18 protein-coding genes are annotated in these 21,898 nt (G+C 64.0%); 14 read left to right on the top strand and 4 right to left on the bottom strand.

Annotated elements, in window-relative coordinates; all coding sequences use genetic code 11:
- Nucleotides 1-59 precede the first annotated feature (59 nt).
- From ACSU04_RS04885 to ACSU04_RS04875, 3 genes are all read left to right on the top strand, one after another.
- Nucleotides 60-1,508, top strand: a complete 1,449-nt coding sequence (locus ACSU04_RS04885) for a S1C family serine protease (protein WP_439288612.1) — start codon at nucleotides 60-62, stop codon at nucleotides 1,506-1,508.
- A gap of 72 nt (nucleotides 1,509-1,580) precedes the next feature.
- Entirely contained in the window at nucleotides 1,581-2,834 is a 1,254-nt protein-coding gene (locus ACSU04_RS04880; protein ID WP_439288611.1) for a CDP-glycerol glycerophosphotransferase family protein, read from the top strand.
- Nucleotides 2,831-4,267 carry a CDP-glycerol glycerophosphotransferase family protein gene (locus ACSU04_RS04875; protein WP_439285866.1) on the top strand — a complete coding sequence of 479 codons (1,437 nt, stop codon included), beginning with the start codon at nucleotides 2,831-2,833 and terminating at the stop codon, nucleotides 4,265-4,267. Before ACSU04_RS04880 ends, ACSU04_RS04875 begins: the two co-directional genes overlap by 4 nt.
- Nucleotides 4,268-4,290: 23 nt before the next feature.
- On the opposite strand, the gene ACSU04_RS04870 is transcribed toward ACSU04_RS04875, so the two are convergent.
- Complete coding sequence (locus ACSU04_RS04870; RefSeq protein WP_439285867.1) at nucleotides 4,291-5,316, bottom strand: glycosyltransferase family 2 protein; 1,026 nt, start codon at nucleotides 5,314-5,316, stop codon at nucleotides 4,291-4,293.
- Between the two features lie 97 nt (nucleotides 5,317-5,413).
- Here ACSU04_RS04870 and ACSU04_RS04865 point away from each other — a divergent pair, with 97 nt between their 5' ends.
- The 6 genes from ACSU04_RS04865 to ACSU04_RS04840 all read left to right on the top strand — a co-directional run bounded on the left by ACSU04_RS04865 (nucleotide 5,414) and on the right by ACSU04_RS04840 (nucleotide 11,434).
- The gene (locus ACSU04_RS04865; RefSeq protein ID WP_439285869.1) at nucleotides 5,414-6,703 is read left to right on the top strand and encodes a CDP-glycerol glycerophosphotransferase family protein; all 1,290 of its coding nucleotides are present in this window, start codon (nucleotides 5,414-5,416) and stop codon (nucleotides 6,701-6,703) included.
- A 32-nt stretch (nucleotides 6,704-6,735) separates the two neighbouring features.
- The gene (locus tag ACSU04_RS04860) at nucleotides 6,736-7,500 is read left to right on the top strand and encodes a biotin--[acetyl-CoA-carboxylase] ligase (protein ID WP_439288610.1); all 765 of its coding nucleotides are present in this window, start codon (nucleotides 6,736-6,738) and stop codon (nucleotides 7,498-7,500) included.
- A 64-nt stretch (nucleotides 7,501-7,564) separates the two neighbouring features.
- The gene (locus ACSU04_RS04855; protein ID WP_439288609.1) at nucleotides 7,565-8,119 is read left to right on the top strand and encodes a PH domain-containing protein; all 555 of its coding nucleotides are present in this window, start codon (nucleotides 7,565-7,567) and stop codon (nucleotides 8,117-8,119) included.
- A 92-nt stretch (nucleotides 8,120-8,211) separates the two neighbouring features.
- On the top strand, nucleotides 8,212-9,333 hold the full coding sequence (locus ACSU04_RS04850; RefSeq protein WP_439288608.1) for a 5-(carboxyamino)imidazole ribonucleotide synthase: 1,122 nt from the start codon (nucleotides 8,212-8,214) through the stop codon (nucleotides 9,331-9,333).
- Nucleotides 9,334-9,518: 185 nt separating this feature from the next.
- Nucleotides 9,519-9,986, top strand: coding sequence for a 5-(carboxyamino)imidazole ribonucleotide mutase (gene purE, locus ACSU04_RS04845; RefSeq protein WP_439289425.1), 468 nt, complete (start codon nucleotides 9,519-9,521; stop codon nucleotides 9,984-9,986).
- Nucleotides 9,983-11,434, top strand: a complete 1,452-nt coding sequence (locus ACSU04_RS04840) for an LCP family protein (protein WP_439288607.1) — start codon at nucleotides 9,983-9,985, stop codon at nucleotides 11,432-11,434. Before purE ends, ACSU04_RS04840 begins: the two co-directional genes overlap by 4 nt.
- A gap of 197 nt (nucleotides 11,435-11,631) precedes the next feature.
- Here the strand turns inward: ACSU04_RS04840 and ACSU04_RS04835 are convergent, their stop codons facing one another.
- Both ACSU04_RS04835 and ACSU04_RS04830 read right to left on the bottom strand, forming a co-directional pair.
- The gene (locus ACSU04_RS04835) at nucleotides 11,632-12,219 is read right to left on the bottom strand and encodes a hypothetical protein (RefSeq protein ID WP_439288606.1); all 588 of its coding nucleotides are present in this window, start codon (nucleotides 12,217-12,219) and stop codon (nucleotides 11,632-11,634) included.
- Nucleotides 12,220-12,369: 150 nt separating this feature from the next.
- Nucleotides 12,370-14,130 carry a DUF4012 domain-containing protein gene (locus tag ACSU04_RS04830; protein ID WP_439288605.1) on the bottom strand — a complete coding sequence of 587 codons (1,761 nt, stop codon included), beginning with the start codon at nucleotides 14,128-14,130 and terminating at the stop codon, nucleotides 12,370-12,372.
- A 65-nt stretch (nucleotides 14,131-14,195) separates the two neighbouring features.
- Here ACSU04_RS04830 and ACSU04_RS04825 point away from each other — a divergent pair, with 65 nt between their 5' ends.
- From ACSU04_RS04825 to ACSU04_RS04805, 5 genes are all read left to right on the top strand, one after another.
- The gene (locus ACSU04_RS04825) at nucleotides 14,196-15,269 is read left to right on the top strand and encodes a glycosyltransferase (RefSeq protein WP_439286050.1); all 1,074 of its coding nucleotides are present in this window, start codon (nucleotides 14,196-14,198) and stop codon (nucleotides 15,267-15,269) included.
- A gap of 89 nt (nucleotides 15,270-15,358) precedes the next feature.
- Entirely contained in the window at nucleotides 15,359-17,842 is a 2,484-nt protein-coding gene (locus tag ACSU04_RS04820) for an FG-GAP repeat domain-containing protein (protein ID WP_439288604.1), read from the top strand.
- 91 nt (nucleotides 17,843-17,933) lie between these two features.
- Nucleotides 17,934-18,872, top strand: coding sequence for an ABC transporter permease (locus ACSU04_RS04815; protein ID WP_439288603.1), 939 nt, complete (start codon nucleotides 17,934-17,936; stop codon nucleotides 18,870-18,872).
- On the top strand, nucleotides 18,869-19,606 hold the full coding sequence (locus tag ACSU04_RS04810) for an ABC transporter ATP-binding protein (RefSeq protein ID WP_439288602.1): 738 nt from the start codon (nucleotides 18,869-18,871) through the stop codon (nucleotides 19,604-19,606). The genes ACSU04_RS04815 and ACSU04_RS04810 overlap by 4 nt, the downstream gene beginning before the upstream one ends.
- The gene (locus tag ACSU04_RS04805; RefSeq protein WP_439288601.1) at nucleotides 19,603-21,549 is read left to right on the top strand and encodes a DUF6541 family protein; all 1,947 of its coding nucleotides are present in this window, start codon (nucleotides 19,603-19,605) and stop codon (nucleotides 21,547-21,549) included. The genes ACSU04_RS04810 and ACSU04_RS04805 overlap by 4 nt, the downstream gene beginning before the upstream one ends.
- Here the strand turns inward: ACSU04_RS04805 and ACSU04_RS04800 are convergent.
- Nucleotides 21,543-21,896, bottom strand: coding sequence for a DUF2304 domain-containing protein (locus ACSU04_RS04800; protein ID WP_439288600.1), 354 nt, complete (start codon nucleotides 21,894-21,896; stop codon nucleotides 21,543-21,545). The two genes, ACSU04_RS04805 and ACSU04_RS04800, sit on opposite strands and share 7 nt — an antisense overlap.
- Nucleotides 21,897-21,898: the final 2 nt, after the last annotated feature.

Genomic DNA, 21,898 nt, shown 5'->3' with positions numbered 1-21,898 from the left:
CATAACGAACGCACAGGTACGAGCGGCACTCTGAAAAGACGTTGTTGAAGGAGCAGACCATGAACGAAGACAACATTCCCAACGAGACCGTTCCGTCCGAGCAGCCTGCACCGCAGGTGCCAGGTGGTAGCGGTGCCGGCCACGAGATCCCTACCGCATTTACGTCGCCCGTCATGCCCCAGCCGGCCCAGGCACCAACTCCACAGGGGGCAGCCTTTGGCATCCCCACACCGGAATATCAGTACGGCACCGTGCCGGGTGCGACAGTTCCGATCACCCCGATCACCCCGATCGAGACGAAGGCCGCGCAGAAGAAGTCCTTCGGAGCTGGCAAGGTCGCAGCTCTCATCGTTGCGGCATCCCTTGTCGGCGGTGCGGCGGGACTGGGAACCAGCTACCTCGGAAACACTCTTTGGGCGCAGCCGGCGGGCACCACTGCCAGCGGTCCAGACAGCATCACTGTGAACAACCCCGGCTCCGTCAACGAGACGACAGCGATCGCCACGAAGGTGTTGCCGTCGGTCGTCACGATCGAAGCTGTCGGCGACAGCGAATCGGGTAGTGGTTCTGGTGTCATCCTCAGCGACGACGGCTACGTGCTCACCAACACGCACGTCGTTACCCTCGGCGGCGCAGCCGCGCACCCCACGATTCGGGTCACCACCTCCGACGGTCACATCTACAACGCCACCATCGTCGGCACCGACCCGGTCTATGACCTCGCTGTTATCAAGCTTGAGGATGCCAAGGGGCTGACCCCCATCGACTTCGCCGACTCGTCTGACATCAACGTCGGCTCGACCGCCGTCGCCGTTGGCGCACCGCTGGGGCTGTCCAACTCGGTGACTACCGGCATCGTCAGTGCCCTGAACCGTAGCATCCAGATCGCGTCGTCGGCGCTGCCGGAATCTGCAGATCAGGAGGCCCCGGATGACCAGGGTGATTCCGGTCAGGAGAGCCCCTTCCAGTTCGATCTTCCCGGAACCAACACCCAGGGAGCAACGCAGAACATCTCGATTGCCGTGATCCAGACGGATGCCGCCATCAACCCCGGAAACTCCGGTGGTGCGCTGGTGGACAGCGAGGGCAACCTCATCGGCATCAACGTCGCGATCGCGACCGCAGGAAGCGCCGAGGAGTCCGGGTCGATCGGTGTGGGCTTCGCGATCCCCTCGAACATCGCGAAGCGCGTGTCGGAAGAGATCATCGAGAACGGTGCGGCGACGCACGGTCTGCTGGGAGCCACGGTGCAGGATGCCGCCTCCGATGCGGATGCCGATGTTGCGGGTGCCGCCATCGTGAAGCCAACACCTGGCGGTGCTGCTGACGAGGCAGGGTTGAAGGCAGGAGACATCGTCACGAACTTCAACGGCTCTCCGATCAGTAACGCCACAGACCTTACCGCTCAGGTGCGTGCCGCCGCAGCTGGCAGCGACGCGACCATCACCTACGTCCGTAACGGCAAGTCGTTCGAAGTCGATGTGACGCTCGGCAAACTCGAACTGTAAACAACACCCGGCGGGCATAGAAGCGCCGCCGGACTCTCAGAGAAGGACGCCACCCCGCGATAAGCTCGCAGGGTGGCGTCCTTCTCTTTCGGCTCCGGCAATGCGGCGAAGCTGCTGCGCATTCCGTTGTATGCCATCGGACGCATAGGAACTTTGCTCGTGCCGCGGGGGCACCGTTGGGTGTTCGGCTGCGGCGCCGGAATCGGTGACGGCGCACTCACTCTCTGGCGGGTCGCAACGGCCGAGGGACACCGGACCGTCTGGCTCACTTCGAGCGATCGAGAGCGAAAGGATGCCGCGGCCCTCGGTATCCCCACCATCTCGAAGTCTTCACTGCGGGGCTGGTGGGCGACCGCGCGGGCGGGAGTGCTCGTCGTCACGCATGGTCTTGGAGATGTGAACCGCTACGCCGTCTCAGGTGGCTTCGTCGTGCAACTCTGGCACGGGATTCCGCTCAAGCGGATAGGACTGGACTCACCTGCCACGACACAGGTTCCGAACATCCCGGGCGCGAGTGTGCTGCGCCGGCTCATCGGGCTGCTGTATCGGGGTGCGGCCCAGCGGATTCGCGTACTGCCGGCAGCATCCGATCGCTCGCGCGGACGACTGGAATCGGCATTCGCACTCGGCGACTCGCGGGTCATTGTCACCGGTGAACCGAGAGTGGACGTGCTTTCGGCCGGCACCGAACCGGAACGGCGGGACGCAGCATCCGTTCTGCTCACCGAGGCGACGCACACCCTGCCGAGGGATGCGCGCAGGCTTCTCTACGCACCCACCTGGCGCGACGGTGAAGGCGACCCTGCCGTGCCGACAGCCGCAGAGTGGGTGCGGATTATTGCCCTGCTTGAACAACAGAACACTGTGCTCTTCGTGCGCTCGCATCCGCTCGGCGCGGGGGCATACCAGCCGCCGCTTCCCAGCGGGCGAGTGCGGATGCTGGGCTCTGACGTGCTCGCCGATGTGACCCCCGCGTTGCCGGGAATCGATGTGCTGATCACCGACTATTCTTCGCTGGCATACGACGTGGGTTTGCTCGATATGCCGGTGCTGTACCTCGCACCCGATGCCGAGGACTATGCGCGCACCCGTGGGTTCTACGGACGCTATGAAGATGTTGCCAGTGCAGGCGTCGCGACCGGCTGGAGCGAGCTGCTCGAACAGTTGAGAATGCTGCTCACAAATAAGCGTGTGTTCACGGAGCGGGCGCAGCAGTCCACTACGCTCAGCGCACAGGTACATGCGTATCGCGACGGTCGAAATACACGTCGCGTGTACCAGGCAATCCGCGCGCGGGGCATCCCCGCGCCGAAAGGAGCAGGATGACGACCGCCCGCATCGATGAGCAGACCGAGAGCCTGATCATCGCCGGTACGGGGCCGAAACCGGCCACGGCGACCCTCGACGGTGCTCGGGCGCGCGTCACCGCGAAGCTGACTGGTGGGGGCAAGACCTGGAAGGCGACCTTCGTGCTTCGCGCATCTCGTTGGGGAGGCGAGGCACTGCCGCTTCCTGCGGGCGAGTACGAGTTACACATCGACGGCGTCGACCTCGACGAGGTTGTGTCCGGCCCTGAGCTGTTGCCGGGGCTGCGCATCACTCAGCAGGGCGCACATGTCGACATTACGGCTCCGATCGATCCGATCTATTTGACGAGCGAAGGCCAGTCGACGCTGGAAGAGCGCTATGTGGCGCAGGCTGGCGGCGAGGAGAACGCCGTCTTCTTCGAGAGCTTCTACGGCCAGAGCGCGGGATGCAACCCCCGTGCGATTGACCGGGAGCTCGCCACTCGTGCCCCGAAGGTCACGCGGTACTGGAGTGTTGTCGACCTTTCTGTTCCGGTGCCGGAGGGGGCGATCGCAGTGGTCGAGGGGAGCCCGGAGTGGTGGCGTGCGCGCGGCGCGGCGCGGTTGCTGATCGTGAATGACTGGCTCCGGCGGCGCTTTGCCCGCAAAGCAGGACAGAAGGTGCTGCAGACGTGGCACGGCACTCCACTCAAGCGCCTCGCGCTGCACCGTCTTGGCTTCGCACCGCGCCGGATGGCAGCGGTTGTGAAGGAATCCCGTCGGTGGGATGTGCTGCTCGCGCAGAACACCTACTCCGAACGCATTCTCAAGAAGGCATATGCCTTCTTCGGGAAGCCGATCTGGACCGACGGCTACCCCCGCAACGACATGCTCTTCACGCACGATGGGGCGGCCACGCGTAAGGCACTGGGCATCGGCGCGGAGGAACGGGTGCTGCTGTACGCGCCGACCTGGCGTGATGACCGAACCGAGATCGTGGACTTCATCGATCCGCAGCGACTGGCGGAGCAGACGGATGCTGTGGTGCTGGTGCGCGGCCACTCCAGGACACTGCGGCCTGGCCGCGATCAGTCCGGTGCGCGTGTGATCGATGTCACGGGCTACCCGGAGACCGCGCGGCTGATGCTGGCCGCGGACGCACTCATCACGGACTATTCGTCGGTGATGTTCGACTACAGCGTCACTGGCAAGCCGATGTACTTCATGGTGCCCGATCTGGATCATTACCGCGGCGAGCTGCGTGGATTCTATTTTGACCTCACCGAACGTGCGCCGGGGCCGCTGCTGACGACGCAGGACGAGCTTGCCGATGCGCTGATGGACGACACGTTGCCTGGCTTCTTTGCCGAGCGCTACGCCGCCTGGCAGAAGCAGTTCAACACTCGCGATGACGGCCACGCCGCCGAGCGCGTGGTGTCTCGTCTGCTCGACCTCGGCTTCCTCAGCGCGTAGTACCGGGCGCGCCGCCGCGCGCTCTAAGGCAGGGGAGTATTCTGCGTGCCGAGGCGTGACGCGTCGACGGTGCCGCGCGCCCCCCGCATCACGCCGACGACGAATCCGATGCCCCAGGCGAAATGCATGGTGGGGAGCACTGCGATGGTCCAGAGTCGTTCGCGGGGGCTCCGGCCACCGCCGGGCCGCAGCGCCATTGCCAGCACGAGCAGGGCATATGCCGCCAGCGGCAGATACACGAGGGATGCCACGATCGAAGCCACACCGGCAAGCACACCGGTCACCTGCAGCACGGCCACGATCAGCGCGAGCGCAACGTTCAGCACCAGCGCCGGCGGCGCGAAGAACCGCAGCCCGTTGCTGCGACCGAACCGGCGCACGAGCTCACCACGCCACGCACCGGTTGCCCGGAACTGCCGTGCCAGTCGCCACCAGCTCTCGCGCGGCCAGTAGGTCACCGACAGCTGCGGATCGAGCCAGACCTTGTAGCCCGCCTGCCGAATGCGCAGGTTCAGCTCCCAGTCCTCGCCACGGCGGATCGACTCGTCGAACATGCCGACTTCGTCGAGCACTGCGCGGCGCATGACGCCAAGGTAAGCGGACTCTGCTTCGCCCTCGTGAGTGGTGCCGTGGTAGGCGCCGCCGCCGAGGCCGATGGGGGAGTTGTAGGCGCGGGCCACTGACTTCTGGAACGGTGCGCGGCCGTCGGCCCGCATCACCCCGCCCACGTTCGCTGCTCCCGTGCGTTCCAGCGTTGCCAGAGCACGTTGCGCGTAGCCGGGGGACAGCTCGGAGTGTGCATCCACCCGCACGATCGTCGGGTACCTGCTCGCGCGGATGGCGGTGTTGAGCCCGACCGGAATGTGTGCGGCCGCGTTGTCGACCAGGCGGATACGACCGTCGCCTGCAGCGAGACGTTCGGCGAGTTCGGTCGTGCCGTCGGTGGAAGGCCCGAGCGCGAGGACGAGCTCCGAGGGGACGTCCAACTCTTGTCCGAGAACCGATGCGACGGCATGTTCGAGATAGGCACGCTCGTTCAATACAGGCATGACAAACGACACACCCTCCAAAGGCGTTGCCGAATCGTTCTCTCCCACCCCCCGATCATGTCACGGTGAATGGGTGTTGCCTGCGTAGTCTGGACACGTGGGTGCTGTAAGAGATGTCAAGAAGTCCTTTCGTCTCCTGCGAAGGGCGCTGCAGTCGCGGATGGCCGTGCAGCGCGTTCGTCGAACCCTCCAGACGCAGCCGCGGCATCCAACCCGTCATTACAAGATCGCCGTCTACTTCGCCGATGGTGCGGTCAACATGTACCAGATGCGCCAGTGGTACCGTCCGCTCGCCGAGCTCGCGAAGACGTGGCCGGTCGTCGTCCTCGCACGCAATGCCGGTGGAGCGGAGAAGCTCCTCGCCGAAGACGCACCGCCGGTGGCGTTCGTGCCGACAGTGCGTGACCTTGAGCGCTTCATCCGCAAGCAGGACATCCGCATCGTGCTCTACGTGAATCAGAACACGCGCAACTTCCAGATGTTCCGCTACGGGCGCCGGTGGCATGTGTTCATCAACCACGGCGAGTCCGACAAGATGTACATGACCACGAACCAGTACAAGGCATACGACTATGCGCTGGTGGCTGGGCAGGCCGCCCGTGATCGCCTGTCGCGCACGCTGTGGGACTTCGACCTCGACCAACGCACCATCGAGATCGGACGCCCTCAGGCAGACCACTTCTCGGGCACGTTGCCCTATACGCCGGATGCACGCACGGTGGTGCTCTACGCGCCCACCTGGGAGGGGGACCGCCCGAGCGCGCTTTACGGATCGATCGCCACCCACGGTGAGACGCTCGTGAACGCACTGCTCGCGACCGGATCGCACCGCGTGATCTACCGTCCTCACCCGCGCAGCGGTGTGGTCGATGATGCGTACGGGGCCGCACACCGCCGCATCATGGCAGCGATCTCCGCGGCCAATGCCGCCGACCTCGGCGCGCACCACGTGTATGACGACGGACCAGAGCTCGGCTGGCAGCTCGCCGCGGCAGACGTCGCCATCGTCGATATTTCGGCAATGGTCTACGACCGTCTCGCCACGGGCAAGCCACTCATGATCACGCGTCCGGAAAACCCACGAGCGTCGATCGATACGGGCGGATACCTCGCCGACTGTGAATGGCTGACAGTGGATGCCGCGGCAGACATCGTTGCGGAAGTGGAGCGCGTGCGTGCCGACGAAGACGCCACCCTGAAACTTCGCATGTGGGTACAGCACTACTTCGGCGACACCGCGCCCGGCGTGGCAACAGAGAAATTCCACGCGGCGATCGACCAGCTCATGGCGAAATGGGATCTGTGGCGGCAAGCCGAGATCGGTGCGGTTCCGACCGGCGAAGACGATGACGACGAAGAAGAGAAAGACGAAGAGCTCGGCGGCTGACGCGAAGGGAGCTTGACCGTAAAGTGGCAGCCATGAACTTTCCGCGTGCCGCAGCCGTCGCCTCGAGACTTGACGTCGTAACCGAATCCGCATCGACGAATGCTGATCTGCGCGCGCACGCGGCAGATGTCACGGGGTGGCCCCACCTGTCTGTTCTCCTCACCGCGAATCAGACCGCCGGTCGGGGGCGACTTGATCGTTCCTGGATCGCGCCGCCCGGTACGGCGTTGGCAATCTCGGTGCTGTTGAGGAATCTTCCGGCCCGAGTCGAAGCTTTCGGCTGGATTTCGCTGGCGGCGGGCGTCGCACTGGCGGATGCCGTGTCCGCGCAGCTCACCAAGCACGAGGTCGGCGTGAAATGGCCGAACGACGTGTTGGTCGACGGGAAGAAGATCTGCGGCATCCTCGCAGAATCGACCGGCAGCGCCGTTGTACTGGGTGCAGGGGTCAACACCTCGATGCGCGCGGAACAGCTGCCTGTTCCTACCGCCACCTCGTTCGCCGTGCTCGGCGCCGTTGTTGATGAGGATCGACTTGTGGCCGACTACCTCCGCGGGCTAGACGAGAAGCTCGCGGCGCTCGCTGCGGAGGGCGACGCCGACACGAGCGGATTGCGTCCGGCGGTATCTGAGCGATGCCTGACGCTTCATCGGGATGTCGACGTGGCATTGCCGGACGGCTCCACGCTGCACGGCCGGGCGACTCGACTTGAGATGGACGGCCGATTGGTCGTTGACGTTGACGGCGTCGAACACCTCGTCGCGGCCGGTGATGTCGTGCACGCGCGCCTGAGCTGAGCACCCGGACCAGACACGCCGTGACGCGCCCGCGGATGTCTGAGGTCGCAGGCACAATGGAGGAATGACCCAGCCAGTGACCCTCGGAGGTCGGCCAATGATGCCGCCGGCTGGCGCGCCAGCCGAAGAACTCCTCATTGCGCGCTTCCGTGGTCATGCCCGTCGATTGTTCTGGTCGGCTGCCCTACTGATCGTCGTGTCGGGTGTCGGCGCGTACTTCTACGACAACCTTCCCGCTGGGTATGAAAACTGGATGCTGATCACCGCCAGCGCGGTGCTGTTCATCGTCGGCGTGCTTATCCCGTACCTGGTCTGGGCTTCCCGCAGCTATACCGTGACTACGCGACGGGTGATCGTGAATCACGGCATCGGTGCTCGGCAACGGCGCGAGATCTCGCATGTGCGTGGTTACACGATCGGCGTGCGCCGTGGCCTCCTGCAGCGGCTGTGGGGTGCGGGCACCATCACGCTGTCCAACGGAGTTGAGACGCCACTGCGACTGGCGAACGTTCCGAACGTCAGGCTCGTGCATGAAGCGCTTGCTGACCAGATCGAGGTCAACCAGATCCTCGCGCACCGCGATGCGCAGGCCATGTCCGATCCAGACGCCACACGCTGAACGCTACACAGCGAACGCCACCCGGGCATCCGGGTTCGGTGTTCAGCGGCGCGCGGCATGCGGGAGAATGGACGCAACGAACGGAGAACTCAATGGCGTTGCGTGTTGGCGTGATCGGCGGCGGACAGCTGGCTCGAATGATGATTGCTCCGGCGGTCGAACTCGGCATCGACATCCGAGTACTCGCGGAGGGCGAGGGGATGTCAGCGCAGCTCGCGGCCACGGCGCTCGGTGACTATCGCGACTTGGACATCGTCCGGGCCTTCGCGAGGGACGTCGATGTCATCACGTTCGACCATGAGCACGTGCCCCAGGCGGTGCTGCGCGCGCTGGTAGCCGAGGGCGTTGCTGTGCACCCGGGCCCCGATGCTCTGCAGTTCGCGCAGGACAAGCTGGTCATGCGCGCCCGCCTCACGGAGCTTGGCATCCCGCAGCCGGACTGGGCCGCCGTAGCGAACGTCGACGAGTTGCAGGCGTTCCTCGACGATCACGGTGGAAAGGGTGTCGTGAAGACCCCGCGCGGTGGCTACGACGGTAAGGGCGTGCGCGTCGTGCGAACCGCCGCGGAAGCGGCGGACTGGCTCGCTGACCTTGAGGGTGATGCGCTGCTCGTCGAGGAACTGGTGTCGTTCACGCGAGAGCTCGCGCAGCAGATCGCGCGTCGACCCAGCGGGCAGATGGTCGCGTATCCGGTTGTGGAGACTGTGCAGCGTGACGGCGTCTGCGCAGAGGTCTTCGCTCCGGCACCCGGTGCAGGCGAGCGTCTGATGCGGGTTGCAGAGGCGATCGGCCGACAGATCGCAGAGGGCCTCGGCGTCACCGGAATGCTGGCGGTCGAGCTTTTTGAGACGGATGATGAGCGCATCCTCGTGAACGAACTGGCGATGCGTCCGCACAACAGTGGTCATTGGAGCCAAGACGGCGCCGTGACCGGACAGTTCGAGCAGCACCTGCGTGCGGTCGCGGATCTTCCGCTCGGCGATGCAACGCCGCGGGCGCAGTGGAGCGTGATGGTGAACATTCTTGGGGGTCCTGCCGAGGGCACCTTTGAGGACCGTTTCGAGGCCGCGATGGCCGAGCATCCGGAAGCCAAGATCCACACATACGGCAAGTCGGCGCGTCCCGGCCGCAAGGTCGGCCATGTGAATGTCTCCGGCAACGACCTAGACGACGCCGTCTACACGGCGCGCGCCGCCGCCGCCCACTTCGCCTAACCTCCCCCGTCCAAGCTTGCGAGTGTGCAGCTGTGGCTCGATTCTCGCGTCGCAATGAGCCACAACTACCCACTCGCAAGCGGGGAAAGGGTGCGTTGTTCAGGGGAAAATAAGGAGCGGGAGATTAGCCTGGGGGAGTGACTGAGCCACTGCACTCCTCCGCTGTGCCCGTCGTCGGTGTCGTGATGGGGTCTGACTCCGACTGGCGCGTGATGAGCGACGCATCGCAAGCCCTGACCGAGTTCGGCATCGCGCACGAAGTCGAGGTCGTTTCGGCGCATCGCACACCCGACAAGCTCATGCAGTATGCGCGCGAAGCGCGTGGCCGTGGGATCCGAGTCATCATCGCTGGAGCGGGCGGTGCCGCGCACCTGCCGGGCATGCTCGCGTCGATGACGCCACTTCCTGTCGTTGGCGTGCCCGTGCCTCTTGCATACCTCGATGGGATGGACTCGCTACTCTCGATCGTGCAGATGCCTGCCGGCATTCCTGTCGCCACGGTGTCGATCGGCGGCGCGCGCAACGCGGGAATTCTCGCGGTCCGTATTCTTGGCGCATCGGATGACGCGATCGCGGACCGCGTCGAGGGCTACGCGAAGACGCTCGAAGCTCAGGTCGCTGAGAAGAACGAACGGTTGAAGGACTCTCTGTGACCCTCGCCGCGCCACGCGCGACGGGCAGGTCCCGGAATCCGGTGATCGAGACGCGTCCGCTGCGCAACCCGGATGTCGCTGACCGTGCATTCATGGGAAGGCGTGGCTGGTGGCTGGTCGCGATGAACGTGCTGGTGCCTGGTTCCGCACAGGTTCTCGCCGGCGGCAATCGCAAGCTCGGCCGCATCGGCCTGGTCGCGACGCTTTCCAGCTGGTTTCTGGTTGTGCTCGTCGTCGTCTCCGCGGTCTTCTGGCGCCCCACACTCATCACCGTCGCCACGAACTGGTTCGTGCTGACCGCACTTCAGGTGCTCCTGATCGCATTTGCACTGCTGTGGGTCGTGCTCACCATCGACACCGTGCGTCTCGTTCGCATCGTGAGAGTACCGCCCATCTCACGACTGGCGATTCCCTTGGTGGCGCTGATTCTGCTCGGTCTCCTCAGCGGAGGAGCCGGTTACGCCGCGTCCGTCGCAGGGTCCAGCCGTGGCGTGATCAATGACATCTTCGGGCAGAGCGGGCCCAGCGTGGAGCCGAGCAACGGCTACTACAACATTCTCCTTTTGGGGGCGGACAGTGGCGACGGCCGCGATTCCATGCGCTTCGACAGCCTCTCCGTGGTGTCGGTCAACGCCACCACCGGTGCGGTGACGATCGTCGGCATCCCGCGCGAGCTCCCGCACGCGCCGTTCAGCGAGGGCAGCCCCATGCAGGCGCTGTACCCCGACGGCTTCCAGGGGCAGTCATCCTCGACATGCGGATGGAACAGCTGGATGAACCACGTCCGCTACGCGGCCGAGGTCTGCCGAGACGACGAGGGAACAGGGCTGTATCCGGATGCGGCTTCGCACGGATCAGCGCCAGGAATCGAGGCCACCAAGGATGCGGCAGCGGGAATCCTCGGCATTGAGATCCCGTACTACATCTTCATCGACATGAACGGCTTTGCCGCCATGATCGATGCCCTCGGCGGCGTCGACATCAACGTCACGGAGCGTCTGCCGAAGGGCGGACCGCCCGAGGGCTGGACAGGCACCGACGTCAACGAATGGGCGATCGGCTGGATCGAGCCAGGACAGCAGCACATGAACGGCGACACGGCGCAGTGGTACGCCCGCTCGCGCTACACGACCGACGATTGGGACCGGATGCAGCGCCAGCGTGAGCTGCAGGTCGCGCTCCTGGATCAGTTCACTCCGCAGAACGTGCTGACCCGCTTCAACGAGATTGCGGCGGCCGGAACCGTGCTCATCGACACCGATCTGCCGAAGGATAAGCTTTCGGAGTTCTTCGAGCTGATGCTGAAGGCGAAAGAGCAGCAGGTCACGACGATCGAGCTCGTGCCGGAGTCTGGTATCGACGAGTTCAACCCGGACTATGCGTACGTGCGCGACCTGGTCCAGCAGACGCTGCATCCGCCGACCGCGACGCCGACGCCGACCCCGTGACGTATACACGTGACGTATAGCCGCCACGTGTAATCCGTTCCGGCGGCACGCCAATGGCCCACTGCTCCTCACCCCACGTCTGTGGTGGCGAACAGTGGGCCTTCCGGTGTGCACCGGACGGCACCGGACGACGACAGTCGGAGGGGGAGGGACTGCCGTCGCCCGGCGAGCGAACACCGCGAAAGCGGTGACGCGACCTAGGCGCGCTTGCGGCGCGTGGCACCTGCTGCGATGAGTACTCCTCCTGCCGCAAGGGCGACAGCACCGCCCCCGAGAACCCACGGCGAGACTCCGCCGCCGGTGAGAGCGAGCTCGAGTCCGCCACCGGTCAGCGGCAACTCCGTACCCACAGGGGCAGCCCCGGGGTCGTGGTAACAGCTCACCGCGGCATCATGGCCTTCAGACACCGTGATCAGCGCGCTGTACGAGCGGCTGGCGGTGAATGCGAGCTCATAAGCTCCGGCGCCATCAGCGGGTGGACGGAACGAGAGCACCATCCCGCCCTCCGTGTTCGCGACGTTGCCCGAGTACGAGGCATTCGCAGCGTTCAGACCAGAGACTCCGACCGCGACGTTCTCACGGGGCTCGAAATAACCGGAACCGAACACGACGGTCGAGACTTCGCAGGTATCGACGACAGGAGAGTCGACGGTGACCTTCGGAGGCTCGGTGTACGAGTCGGCAGCGAACGGCGCGAGCTCATTCGGTGCAGCAGAGGCAACAGCAGGTGCGAAAAGCACGAGCGCGCCAGCGGTCAGGCTGATAACAGCCAGTTTCTTCAGCATGATTTCTCCCCCAGAGAGACACACGCGGAATCACACCCGAACACACCCCTGCGTTCGACTGCGTGGACCCTTCCTGCCCCCACGGCAAGATTGTAGAGTCCGATATTCCCCAGTGGTGTTGACATTAGCCCATGACGAAGGCGTTTGTCACTACTGGCAGACGATTTCCGTACGGACGATATCTGGGCTCTCGATCAAAGGCGTGTGTTGCACCCTCGTGAGACGGTCACCGGCGCCGGTTCCAATGTAGGAAACGGTGATTGTGGTCGATTCTCCAGGCGCGAGCAGAACGTCGTGCTGCACGACGCTGCGAGTGCCGAGTCGGGTGGTCTGCACGCCCTCCTCGGCGCCATCACGATCGATGGAGCGCACCTCGGCGCCCTCAGGGCCGTAGACAGCGATCAACGTGCGCACGTCACCAGCATCCACGCCGTAGTATCCGCCAGCAGTGACGTACTCCGGAAGCTCTTCCGCGGCGTTCGCGGGCGCGTTGTTCGTCCACGTCACCTGCACCTGCGTCGTTGGTTCTCCATCGCAGACGCCGACGGCCGTGCTGATGGCGGCATCGGTATAGAAGTTCATCTTGCCGCCGGTCGTGTCGTTGAACAGCACACCGACGTAGGTGCCACGTGCGCCGTCCACAGGCAATGCACCACCGAGTGTGGATGCCGCGAGCAGCGACTCCTCCTCAGGATGGGCGCTCCAGATTCTGATCCGATCCTCGCCTGCCGATGCGGCGAGGGCACCGATCAGTTCCTGTGGTTCTGCGCCGCCGAGCGCCGCCGAGAAGAGAGCGTTCGCGGCCTGCGCGAACACCGCATCCTGCTCGACCGGATCGGGGAAGGTGGCGTAGAGCCCGGATAGCAGGATCGGGACGATCGTGTCGGCGTTCGCGGTGAACGGTCCGAAGGTGATGTCTCCCGTCGCCTCGACCAGATGCTCGGCGACGATGGCGTCAATCGCGATGACTCCGTCGACGCTGTCGCCGAACTGTTGTTCCCAACGCAGAGCGAGTGTGGCGCCGGCTTCGGTGAAGTCCGGGATGCTGGTGATGTTCTGCATGTAGCGCCCAGGGCGGTCTTCGAACAGCGCCGTGGTGGAATCGCTCAGCGGCAGTGGCTCATCGAGCGGTGGGAAATCTCGAGTGGATGCCTGGCGCACAATGCTGATTGAGCCGTTCTCCGCACGAAGCAGTGCGAGCGATCCGACGATGCCGCCGCTGGAGCGGAGTTCTGCGTTGTTCTGCATCGCGACCACGTATGTTCGTGGCCCCTCGCCGCCGAGCATGGGTGGAAGCAGCACTGATGCACCGTGCAGTGTTCCCACAACGGTGGCGGCCTCGGTGACGACGTCGCGCATCTTGTGTACGGCATCCGACAGCGGAGGCAGAGTCGCGTTGGCATCGATCTGCTGGGCTTGAGTGTCGGCGGCGCTGAGTACGGCGCTGGCGGCCTCGAGGGGGGCCTCGACAGCGGAGAGGGGAGCGAGGTCAAGAGTGGATCCGGTGAAGCCGAAACTGGCGAGATTCATGCTGCTCGCGACCTCGAGCACCGGGGTCACGGCGTCCGCGGCGATGCTGTCGGCGATCTCTGCAACCTCGCGCACCGCCGTGAAGTTCGCGCCCAGCCAGGGGATGAACTCGAAACCGCGCCAGATGGGATCAGTGGTGAGACCGTGCGCTTTCGCGGCATGGCCCGCGATGCGAGGCGCAATACGCTCGGCCTTTTCCAGGTTGCCCTCAGCGATCGCGGTGCGCATCTGCGAGGCCGAGGCCTGGATGTTCTGCAGCTCGCTGACGGCGCTCGCTCCACGGATCACAACCCACCCGATGGCGAGCACCAGAAACGTCACCACTGCGCCGATGGTCCATCGCACCCAGCGTCGCCTGACCGGAAGTCGACCGTCGCTCACCTCAGCATTCAAGCACGAGGGGCGTCAGTCACGGGTTTTTCATATGCCACCGTTACTCTTTGGGTATGGGTGCCCAGTTGCGCGTCGTTCTCGACCAGATCGTGCAGATCGTCGACTCTGATCAGGCTGGTGCGTCTGCTGACCTCGCTGTCGGGCTCATCGCGACCGCGCCCAGAGGGTGTTCGGTCGAAGCGATCGTCCCATCAGGAGGAGCAGTCGACATCGCTGGCCTTGCTGGGGTGCGTTCGCTCGGACTGGCACGGCGTGAACTTGCCGCAACCTGGCAAATGGGCATCGCTCCCGGGGTCGGCGGCGGACTCATCCATGCGCCTACGCTCATGGCGCCGCTGATCAAGCACGACCGTCTGCACGACGATGACCAGGTCGCGGTGACGGTGTGGGATCTGAACGCCTGGGAAGCGCCGCAGACGCTTTCCAAGACGACTGTCGCGTGGCAGCGCGGGATGCTGCGTCGTGCTGTCAAGCACGCAGATGTGGTTGTCGTTCCCTCTCATGCGATGGTCGACCGGATCAGCCGGATCGCGAAGTTGGGCGACCGCGTGCGGGTCATCGCCGGCGCCCCGCCTGAGGGATTCTCCGTCCCTACTGATGCCGTCTCCCGCCGCAACATGCTGTCGCTGCCGGGGCGCTACCTCGTGCTCGCCGGCTCGCCTGAGGACCTGGAGCGTGGCTTCCGAGCGGCCGCTGCTGCCGATCTGGACGCGGTGGTATTGGATGCTGACGATGGTGCGGAACCCCGACTTGCCGAACTTGCCTCGGCTGCGGGACTTCCCGAGCGCCGCGCGCACATCCGCGGTGCGCTGTCGCGCGATGACCGCGCTGCGGTGCTCGGCGGAGCATCCGTATTCGTCGCGCTGAGTGCGCTGTCGGCGTGGCCGTGGCGGGCGATGGAGGCGATGGCGCTGAGCGTGCCGATCGTCGCCGTAGACAGCGGGGTGCACCAAGATGCGATCGCCGAGGGGGGTGCCCTGGTATCGGTCGATGAGATTTCGGATGCGGTGACAGACGCCGTCGGCGCCGGTTCGAAGCGCCTCGGCGTGCTGGCGGGAGACAGGGCGCGAGCCTTCTCGTGGGCAAGCTCCGCCGAACGTGTGTGGTCACTGCACGCCGACCTCTGATCGGCGCGGATCTCGCGGACATGCCGTTCCCCTGCGGGCCCAGTCGTGTCGAACCTGGATAATCGCACAACTTCAGTCACACTGGTTAGATGTCTCGACGCGCCCCCCGCTCTCGAAACGTGCTCAGGATCGCCCGATTCCTCACCGTCCTCGTCGCCGTCACCGCTGTGGTGGTCGGCACCGTGGCGCCGGTGACCGTGGCAACGGCATCCGCTTCGCAGAGCACGTCAGCCAGCCTCTCCCGCACATCGGCCAGCTCCGCACAGCTGAGTATCGTCAAGACCTCGTTGGACGGCTTCACGCCGGGCAACCTCATCAGCGATGCTGTGTTCACCAACGAGAACACGATGACCGAGGCTCAGATTCAGAGCTTCTTCAACAGCAAGGTGTCGAAGTGTCGAGCGGGGTACACCTGCTTGAAGGACTTCAAGATCACCTCTGTGACGCGTGCTGCCGATGCATACTGCAAGGGGTACAAGGGCGCCGCGAACGAGAGTGCTGCCCGCATCATCTATCGCGTCGCGCAGGCCTGCGACATCAATCCGCAGGTGCTGATCGTCATGCTCCAGAAGGAGCAGGGGCTGGTCAACCACACGTGGCCGAGCCAGTGGCGTTACGACATCGCGCTCGGGCAGGGATGCCCGGACACCGCCGCGTGCGATCCCAAGTATGTCGGCTTCTTCCACCAGATCTATGGCGCCGCTCGCCAGATGCAGACCTACCTGGAGGGGCGGTACTTCACCTGGTATGCGCCGGGGAAGACCTGGAATCTTCGCTACCACCCGAACGCGTCATGCGGATCCTCGCCGGTCTACATCTCGAACAAGGCGACGGCGGCGCTTTACTACTACACGCCGTACCAGCCGAACGCTGCGGCTCTCGCTGCCGGATACGGCGAGGCGAACAACGCGTGCTCCAGCTACGGAAACCGCAACTTCTATAACTACTTCACCGACTGGTTCGGTTCAACGCAGACCGGCAAGCCGACCACACCGACGACGCCACCGGCACCGAAGCCTCCGGCGCCGAGCGTGACGGTCACCTCGATGGATACCAATGCCTTGGCGATCGCGCTCGGATCGAACGGCATTGCCTGGGCATATCCGTACGCGAAGGGTCAATGGGGCACCAAGACGCAGATCGCCACCGGCCTCACCGGCATCAAGAAACTGATCGGCATCGCCGACCTCGACGGAGACGGCCACCGCGACCTGCTGGCTGTGCCGAAGTCCGGCCAGTTCTCTGTGCTCTTCGGCAACGGCACAACTACGTACACCAAACCCGTCTCGTTGTCCGGAGTCGGCTCGGGTGCGGTCCTCGCGACTGGTGCCGGCGATTTTGACGGCGACGGCCGGCCCGACTTCTTCACCACGAATTCCGCGCACGACCTGCTCCTGTGGCGTGGCAACGGGTTCGGATCCTTCCTTGAGCCCATCAAGGTCGGACGCGGCTGGGGCGCGATGAACCTCATCAGTGGCGGTGCTGATCTCTCCGGGGACGGAATTGTCGACCTATTCGCGCGTGACAAGAGCGGCCGACTGTGGCTGTACCTCGGCAACGGCAAAGGCAGCTGGAGCGATGGCTTCCAGATCGGCAAGGGCTGGGGATCGTTCGGTGACATCATCAGCATCGGCGACTTCACCGGTGACGGCAAGGGTGATCTGATGGGCATCGCCGCTAACGGCGACAGCCTCGTCTACGCGGGATCCGGCGGGGGCAGGCTCGGGGCGTCCTCGAAGGTCGGCACCGGCTGGGGATCACTGGCCGTCGCCGTCGGAGGGGCCGCGGTGAAGTCAATACGTCTGCTTCCCACCGGGGTCGGTAACTTGGACAGCGCTGGCGGCAACGATGTGATCGCGGTCTCCGGCAACAGCGAACTGCTGCTGTACTCCGGCGGATCCAACGGCGGTTGGACTGGGATGACCTTGCTGGGCAAGGGCGGCTGGCAGAAGGAAGATCGGATGTTCCCGGTCGGAGATTTCAACGGCGACGGCCTCGTCGACCTCGCCCGCATCGATGGAAGCGGTAACTTCCGCCTGCTCCGAGGAAAATGGGGCGGAACGTTCCAGCAGTCGATCGTGATCGGCAAAGGATGGTCCTCGGTGACGATCATCGCCGCAGGCCTCGACTATGACGGCGACCACCAGCCCGACATCATCGCGAAGGCCGCGAATGGCGATCTTCTGCTGTACCGCGGAAACGGCAGCGGCGGGTGGGCCGGCAACGCGACCAAGATTGGCAGTAACTGGTCCAAGATTGACGCAGGTTTCTATGCCGGCGACTTCGATGGCGACGGCAAGGGCGACATCATCGCACGAGCCAAGGACGGAACTCTGTGGCTGTATCCGACCACCGGTGCCGGACGATGGGGAACTGCGCGTCAGATCGGACATGGCTGGAACAAGATGACCGGCATCTTTAGCCCGGGCGACTTCGACGGTGATGGCAAGGCCGACGTCTTAGCGCGCACCGGTGACGGACTGCTGTACCTGTACCGTGGAAACGGAACGGGAGGCTGGCTCTCGGGGACCGCGATCGGCAAGGGGTGGAACAACATCCGATCGATGTGGTGATCCTGACAGCCCGCTTGGCGCGGGTGTGGCGTCGTGACGTAAGCTGGTTGAGTTTGTGATGACTGATGTCGTCCCCGAGTGAGCAGGGCCTGTGACTGATACCCGAGATCTTTTCGCCAACGTCCCGCGTTCCGAATTCGAAACCCCAGGCAAGAGTCGGGGTCTGATCGACATCGTGCGTTGGCGTTACCTGCTGAGCCTGCTCGTCAGAACTGGCGTGACGACGCGCTACCGCAACTCCGTGCTCGGTTGGACCTGGTCCTATGTGCGACCGGCAGCTCAGTTCATGGTGTTCTGGATTGTCCTCGGCGTCTTCATGAACCTCGATCGCGATATACCGAACTACGCGGTCTACCTGTTCTCCGGCATCGTCGTGATCAACCTTTTCTCTGAAGGATTTAAGAACGCCACGACCTCGATCGTGGGAAACGCACCGCTCGTGCGCAAGGTATTCCTCCCGCGTCAGTTGTTCGCGGTTTCCTCCGTCATCGTCTCGTTCGTGCACTTCCTCCCGCAGGTCGGACTCCTCCTGGTGGTCTGTCTGCTCATGGGCTGGATCATGCACGTCTCAATCGTCTCGATCCTCGCGATCGTCGCTGCGACGATCATCGTGATGCTGTTCTCGCTCGGTCTCGGACTGTTCTTCGGCGCGATCAACGTGCGGTACCGCGACGCCGAGAACATCGTCGAACTGCTATTGCTGCTCGCGACCTGGGCGTCTCCGGTGCTCTACTCCTGGACGATGGTGCAGGCCGCTGTGGTTGACAAGCTGAATTGGCCGTCGTGGGTGGTCGACTTCTACATGCTGAACCCGATCACGCAGAGTGTCGAGCTCTTCCACTACGCGTTCTGGCGGCCCGCGACCGAGGGGATCGTCGCTGCCGCAGGTTACGACGGATTCCAGATGATGGAGATTCCTCCAGGACTGGCCTGGAATACGCTCTGGACGTTCCTCATCGCTCTCGCCACGCTGCTGATCGGGCAAGTGGTGTTCCGTCGCCTCGAAGGAAGGTTTGCGCAAGACCTATGAGCGAGCAGACGATCAAAAAGCCGAGCATCATCATTGATGGTGTCAAAAAGCGTTTCACTCTGAATCACGCCTTCTCGCTGAAGGACACCGTGGTCTCCTGGATCAAGCGGCGTCAGCTCACCAGCCAGTTCGAAGCGCTCAAAGGCGTCGATCTCGTGATCGGTGAGGGAGAGTCAGTCGCGATCCTCGGGCTCAACGGCTCCGGGAAGTCCACACTCCTCAAACTCGTGTCCGGTGTGATGGAACCCGACGAAGGCCAGGTACTCACTCGCGGACGCGTCGCAGGTCTGATTGAGGTCGGCGCGGGCTTCCACCCCGAGTTGTCGGGACGAGAGAACGTCTTCCTGAACGCCGCGATCCTCGGCATGAAGCAGCACGAGATCGAAGAGCGCTACGACGACATCGTCGCGTTCAGCGAGATCGAGCAGTTCATCGACCAAGAAGTGAAGCACTATTCCTCAGGCATGTTCATGCGCTTGGCGTTCTCTGTAGCGATCCATGTCGAACTCGACGTCCTTCTCGTGGACGAGATTCTCTCGGTCGGCGATGCGCCGTTCCGTGAGAAGTGCCGCTTGAAGTTCGAGGAGCTCATTTCTCGGGGCAAGACTTTGGTGGTCGTCACCCACGACATGGAGATGGTGCGTGAACTCTGTGTCCGAGGAGTGGTGATCAACAAGGGCAAGCTCATCTACGACGGCGAGATCGAGGGCGCGATCAAACTGGTGGATAAGTGATCTTCGACTGGCTCACCGCGACGCCGGTCATCCTGGTCGCTGCCGTCGTCGTCTTCGTCCCCGGGCTTTTATCGCTAGCAGCCGCGGGAATGCGCGGCCTTGCATTGGTCGCGTTCGCCCCGGTGATGACCACAGCCGTCGCATCTCTTGCCGCCATCGCGCTCAGCCTGCTGGGAATCGACTGGTCGCCGTGGAGTTTCGTGGTCGTGGTCGCGTTGGTCAGTGGTGCGGCGTGGCTGGTAGGGCCTGCGCTACCGCTCCTCGGGCGACAGCGGCGTACCGTGCCGACATCGAACCGCTGGCTGCTCCCCACCGCTCTCGTGATCGGTGCCGTTATCGGGTTCTGGCGGATCGCGTCGTATGTGTCTGATCCGTCCGCGATATCGCAGACGAATGACGCCGTCTTCCATCTGAACGCTTTGCGATTCATCCAGGAAACCGGCTCGGCATCTTCGCTAGAGATCAACTCCTTCATCGGAGGTACCGGGTTCTACCCGGCAGGGTGGCACGCGCTTGCCTCGATCATCGTTCTGGGCACGGGGGCAAGCATCCCGCTTGCGGTGAACGCTCTCGCGATCGTCATCGCAGCGCTGGTCTGGCCAATGGGACTGACCTGGTTTGCGCGTGCTGCAACTGGCTCAACGACGATCGCCGCCTACACAGCCGTGTTGTCCGGTGCGTTGCAGTTGTTCCCGCTTCTGCTGCTGCAGTGGGGCGTGCTGTATCCAAACGCATTGTCGGTCGCTCTAATCCCAGCATCCGTCGCTCTTGTCCTGAAATTGCCGGTATGGTCTGACGCTGAGCGCCCCTGGCGATCGGTCCTCCAGGGTGGACTGTTTGTCGCGATCGCGCTGAGTGCGCTCGTGTTCGCGCAACCCGCATCAGTTCTCATCTTCGGCCTGCTCTGCATGATCTGGCTCAGCGGGTGGATGATGACGCAAGGCACTGGGCCCGTCGTCATCCGCGTGGCGAGCATCGTCGCGGGCTGGGTCGTGCTCGCGGCCGTGTGGTTCATCTTCTCCGGCAGTACGGGCGGATCGCATTGGCCGCCCTTCCGCGACAAGTTCGAGGTATGGCTCGACATCCTCTTCAACGGACAGCTGAGGATCCCATTCGCGTGGGGCGTCAGCGTGCTGATGCTCATCGGTGTGGTGGTCGCGATACGTCGACCACGGTGGCGGTGGTTCGCAATTGCGTGGGTAGCCGTCTCAGCGCTCTATGTCCTGGCGGCCACTTTCGGGGTCTCCATCGTCCGTGACGGCATTCTCGGTGCCTGGTACGCAGACCCGTACCGGATCGCGGCACTTGCCCCGATCATCGTGATTCCGTTGGCAGCGGTTGGTTTTGACGCGATCATCCGAGCTGTCACCGCTCGTATTCGGCGTGGGACCGGCATCACCGATCCGCTCGAGACCGGGTTCTCCGCGATGGGGCTCACGATCATCACCGTGCTCACCGTCGTCCTCGTCATTGTTCGTCCAGTCGCGATGCCTGACTATGTCATGGACCGATTCGAACCGGATTCCCGCTATGAGGAGGCGGCGGTCAGCTACCTGAGCATCGATGAGCGCGAGCTGTTGGAATCTCTCGGGGACCTCGTCGACGAGGATGCCAGGGTGATCGGTAATCCCAGCACCGGGACCGGCTTCGGCTACATGCTCAGCGGCATCGATGTGTTCCCGCGCACTTGGTCTCCGCCCGTTACCGCGCAGTGGCAGGAACTGGCATTCGGATTGCGCGACATCGCCTCCGACCCGAGTGTCTGCGACGCACTTGCCGCGTATGCGAGCCCTGAGTACGTACTCGATTTCGGTCTCGGCGAGGAGTATTCCGGCCGATACGAGATGCCAGGAATGACGAACTTCGAGGGTCAGGCAGGATTCGAACTCGTGACCCAGATCGGTGATGCTTCCCTGTGGCGCATCACCGCCTGCGGCTACTGACGACCAGCATCGTCCTTTTCGACCGACTCGGCTTCTATCAGCGCAATCTTGCGTGCAAGCAGCGTCAGCTGGCGCTGCAGTACGGCATTGCGGCGATACTGCGTGTAGACGAAGGCCAGGAATACGACGACGAGCCCATAGAGGACCAGGTCGGTGCCTCGTCCGACACCGATCAGTTTGGCAAGCCAGGTGAGCCACTGGGGGAACAGCACCGACAGCGCGGCGGCGATAACGAAGAGCCCCATCAGGAGTCGTCGGATTGCCAGGTGGCTGTCTGCTCCGGTGCGGCGCATCATGAAGACAGCGAGCACGACGATTGCTGCGATGAGCAGGATCTGGATCCACATGA

It is taken from the genome of Microbacterium sp. A84, assembly GCF_051842815.1.
In the GTDB taxonomy this organism is placed as follows: Bacteria; Actinomycetota; Actinomycetes; order Actinomycetales; family Microbacteriaceae; genus Microbacterium.
The sequence above is the reverse complement of the archived record's forward strand: the minus strand, read 5'-3'. Positions and strand labels throughout refer to the sequence as shown.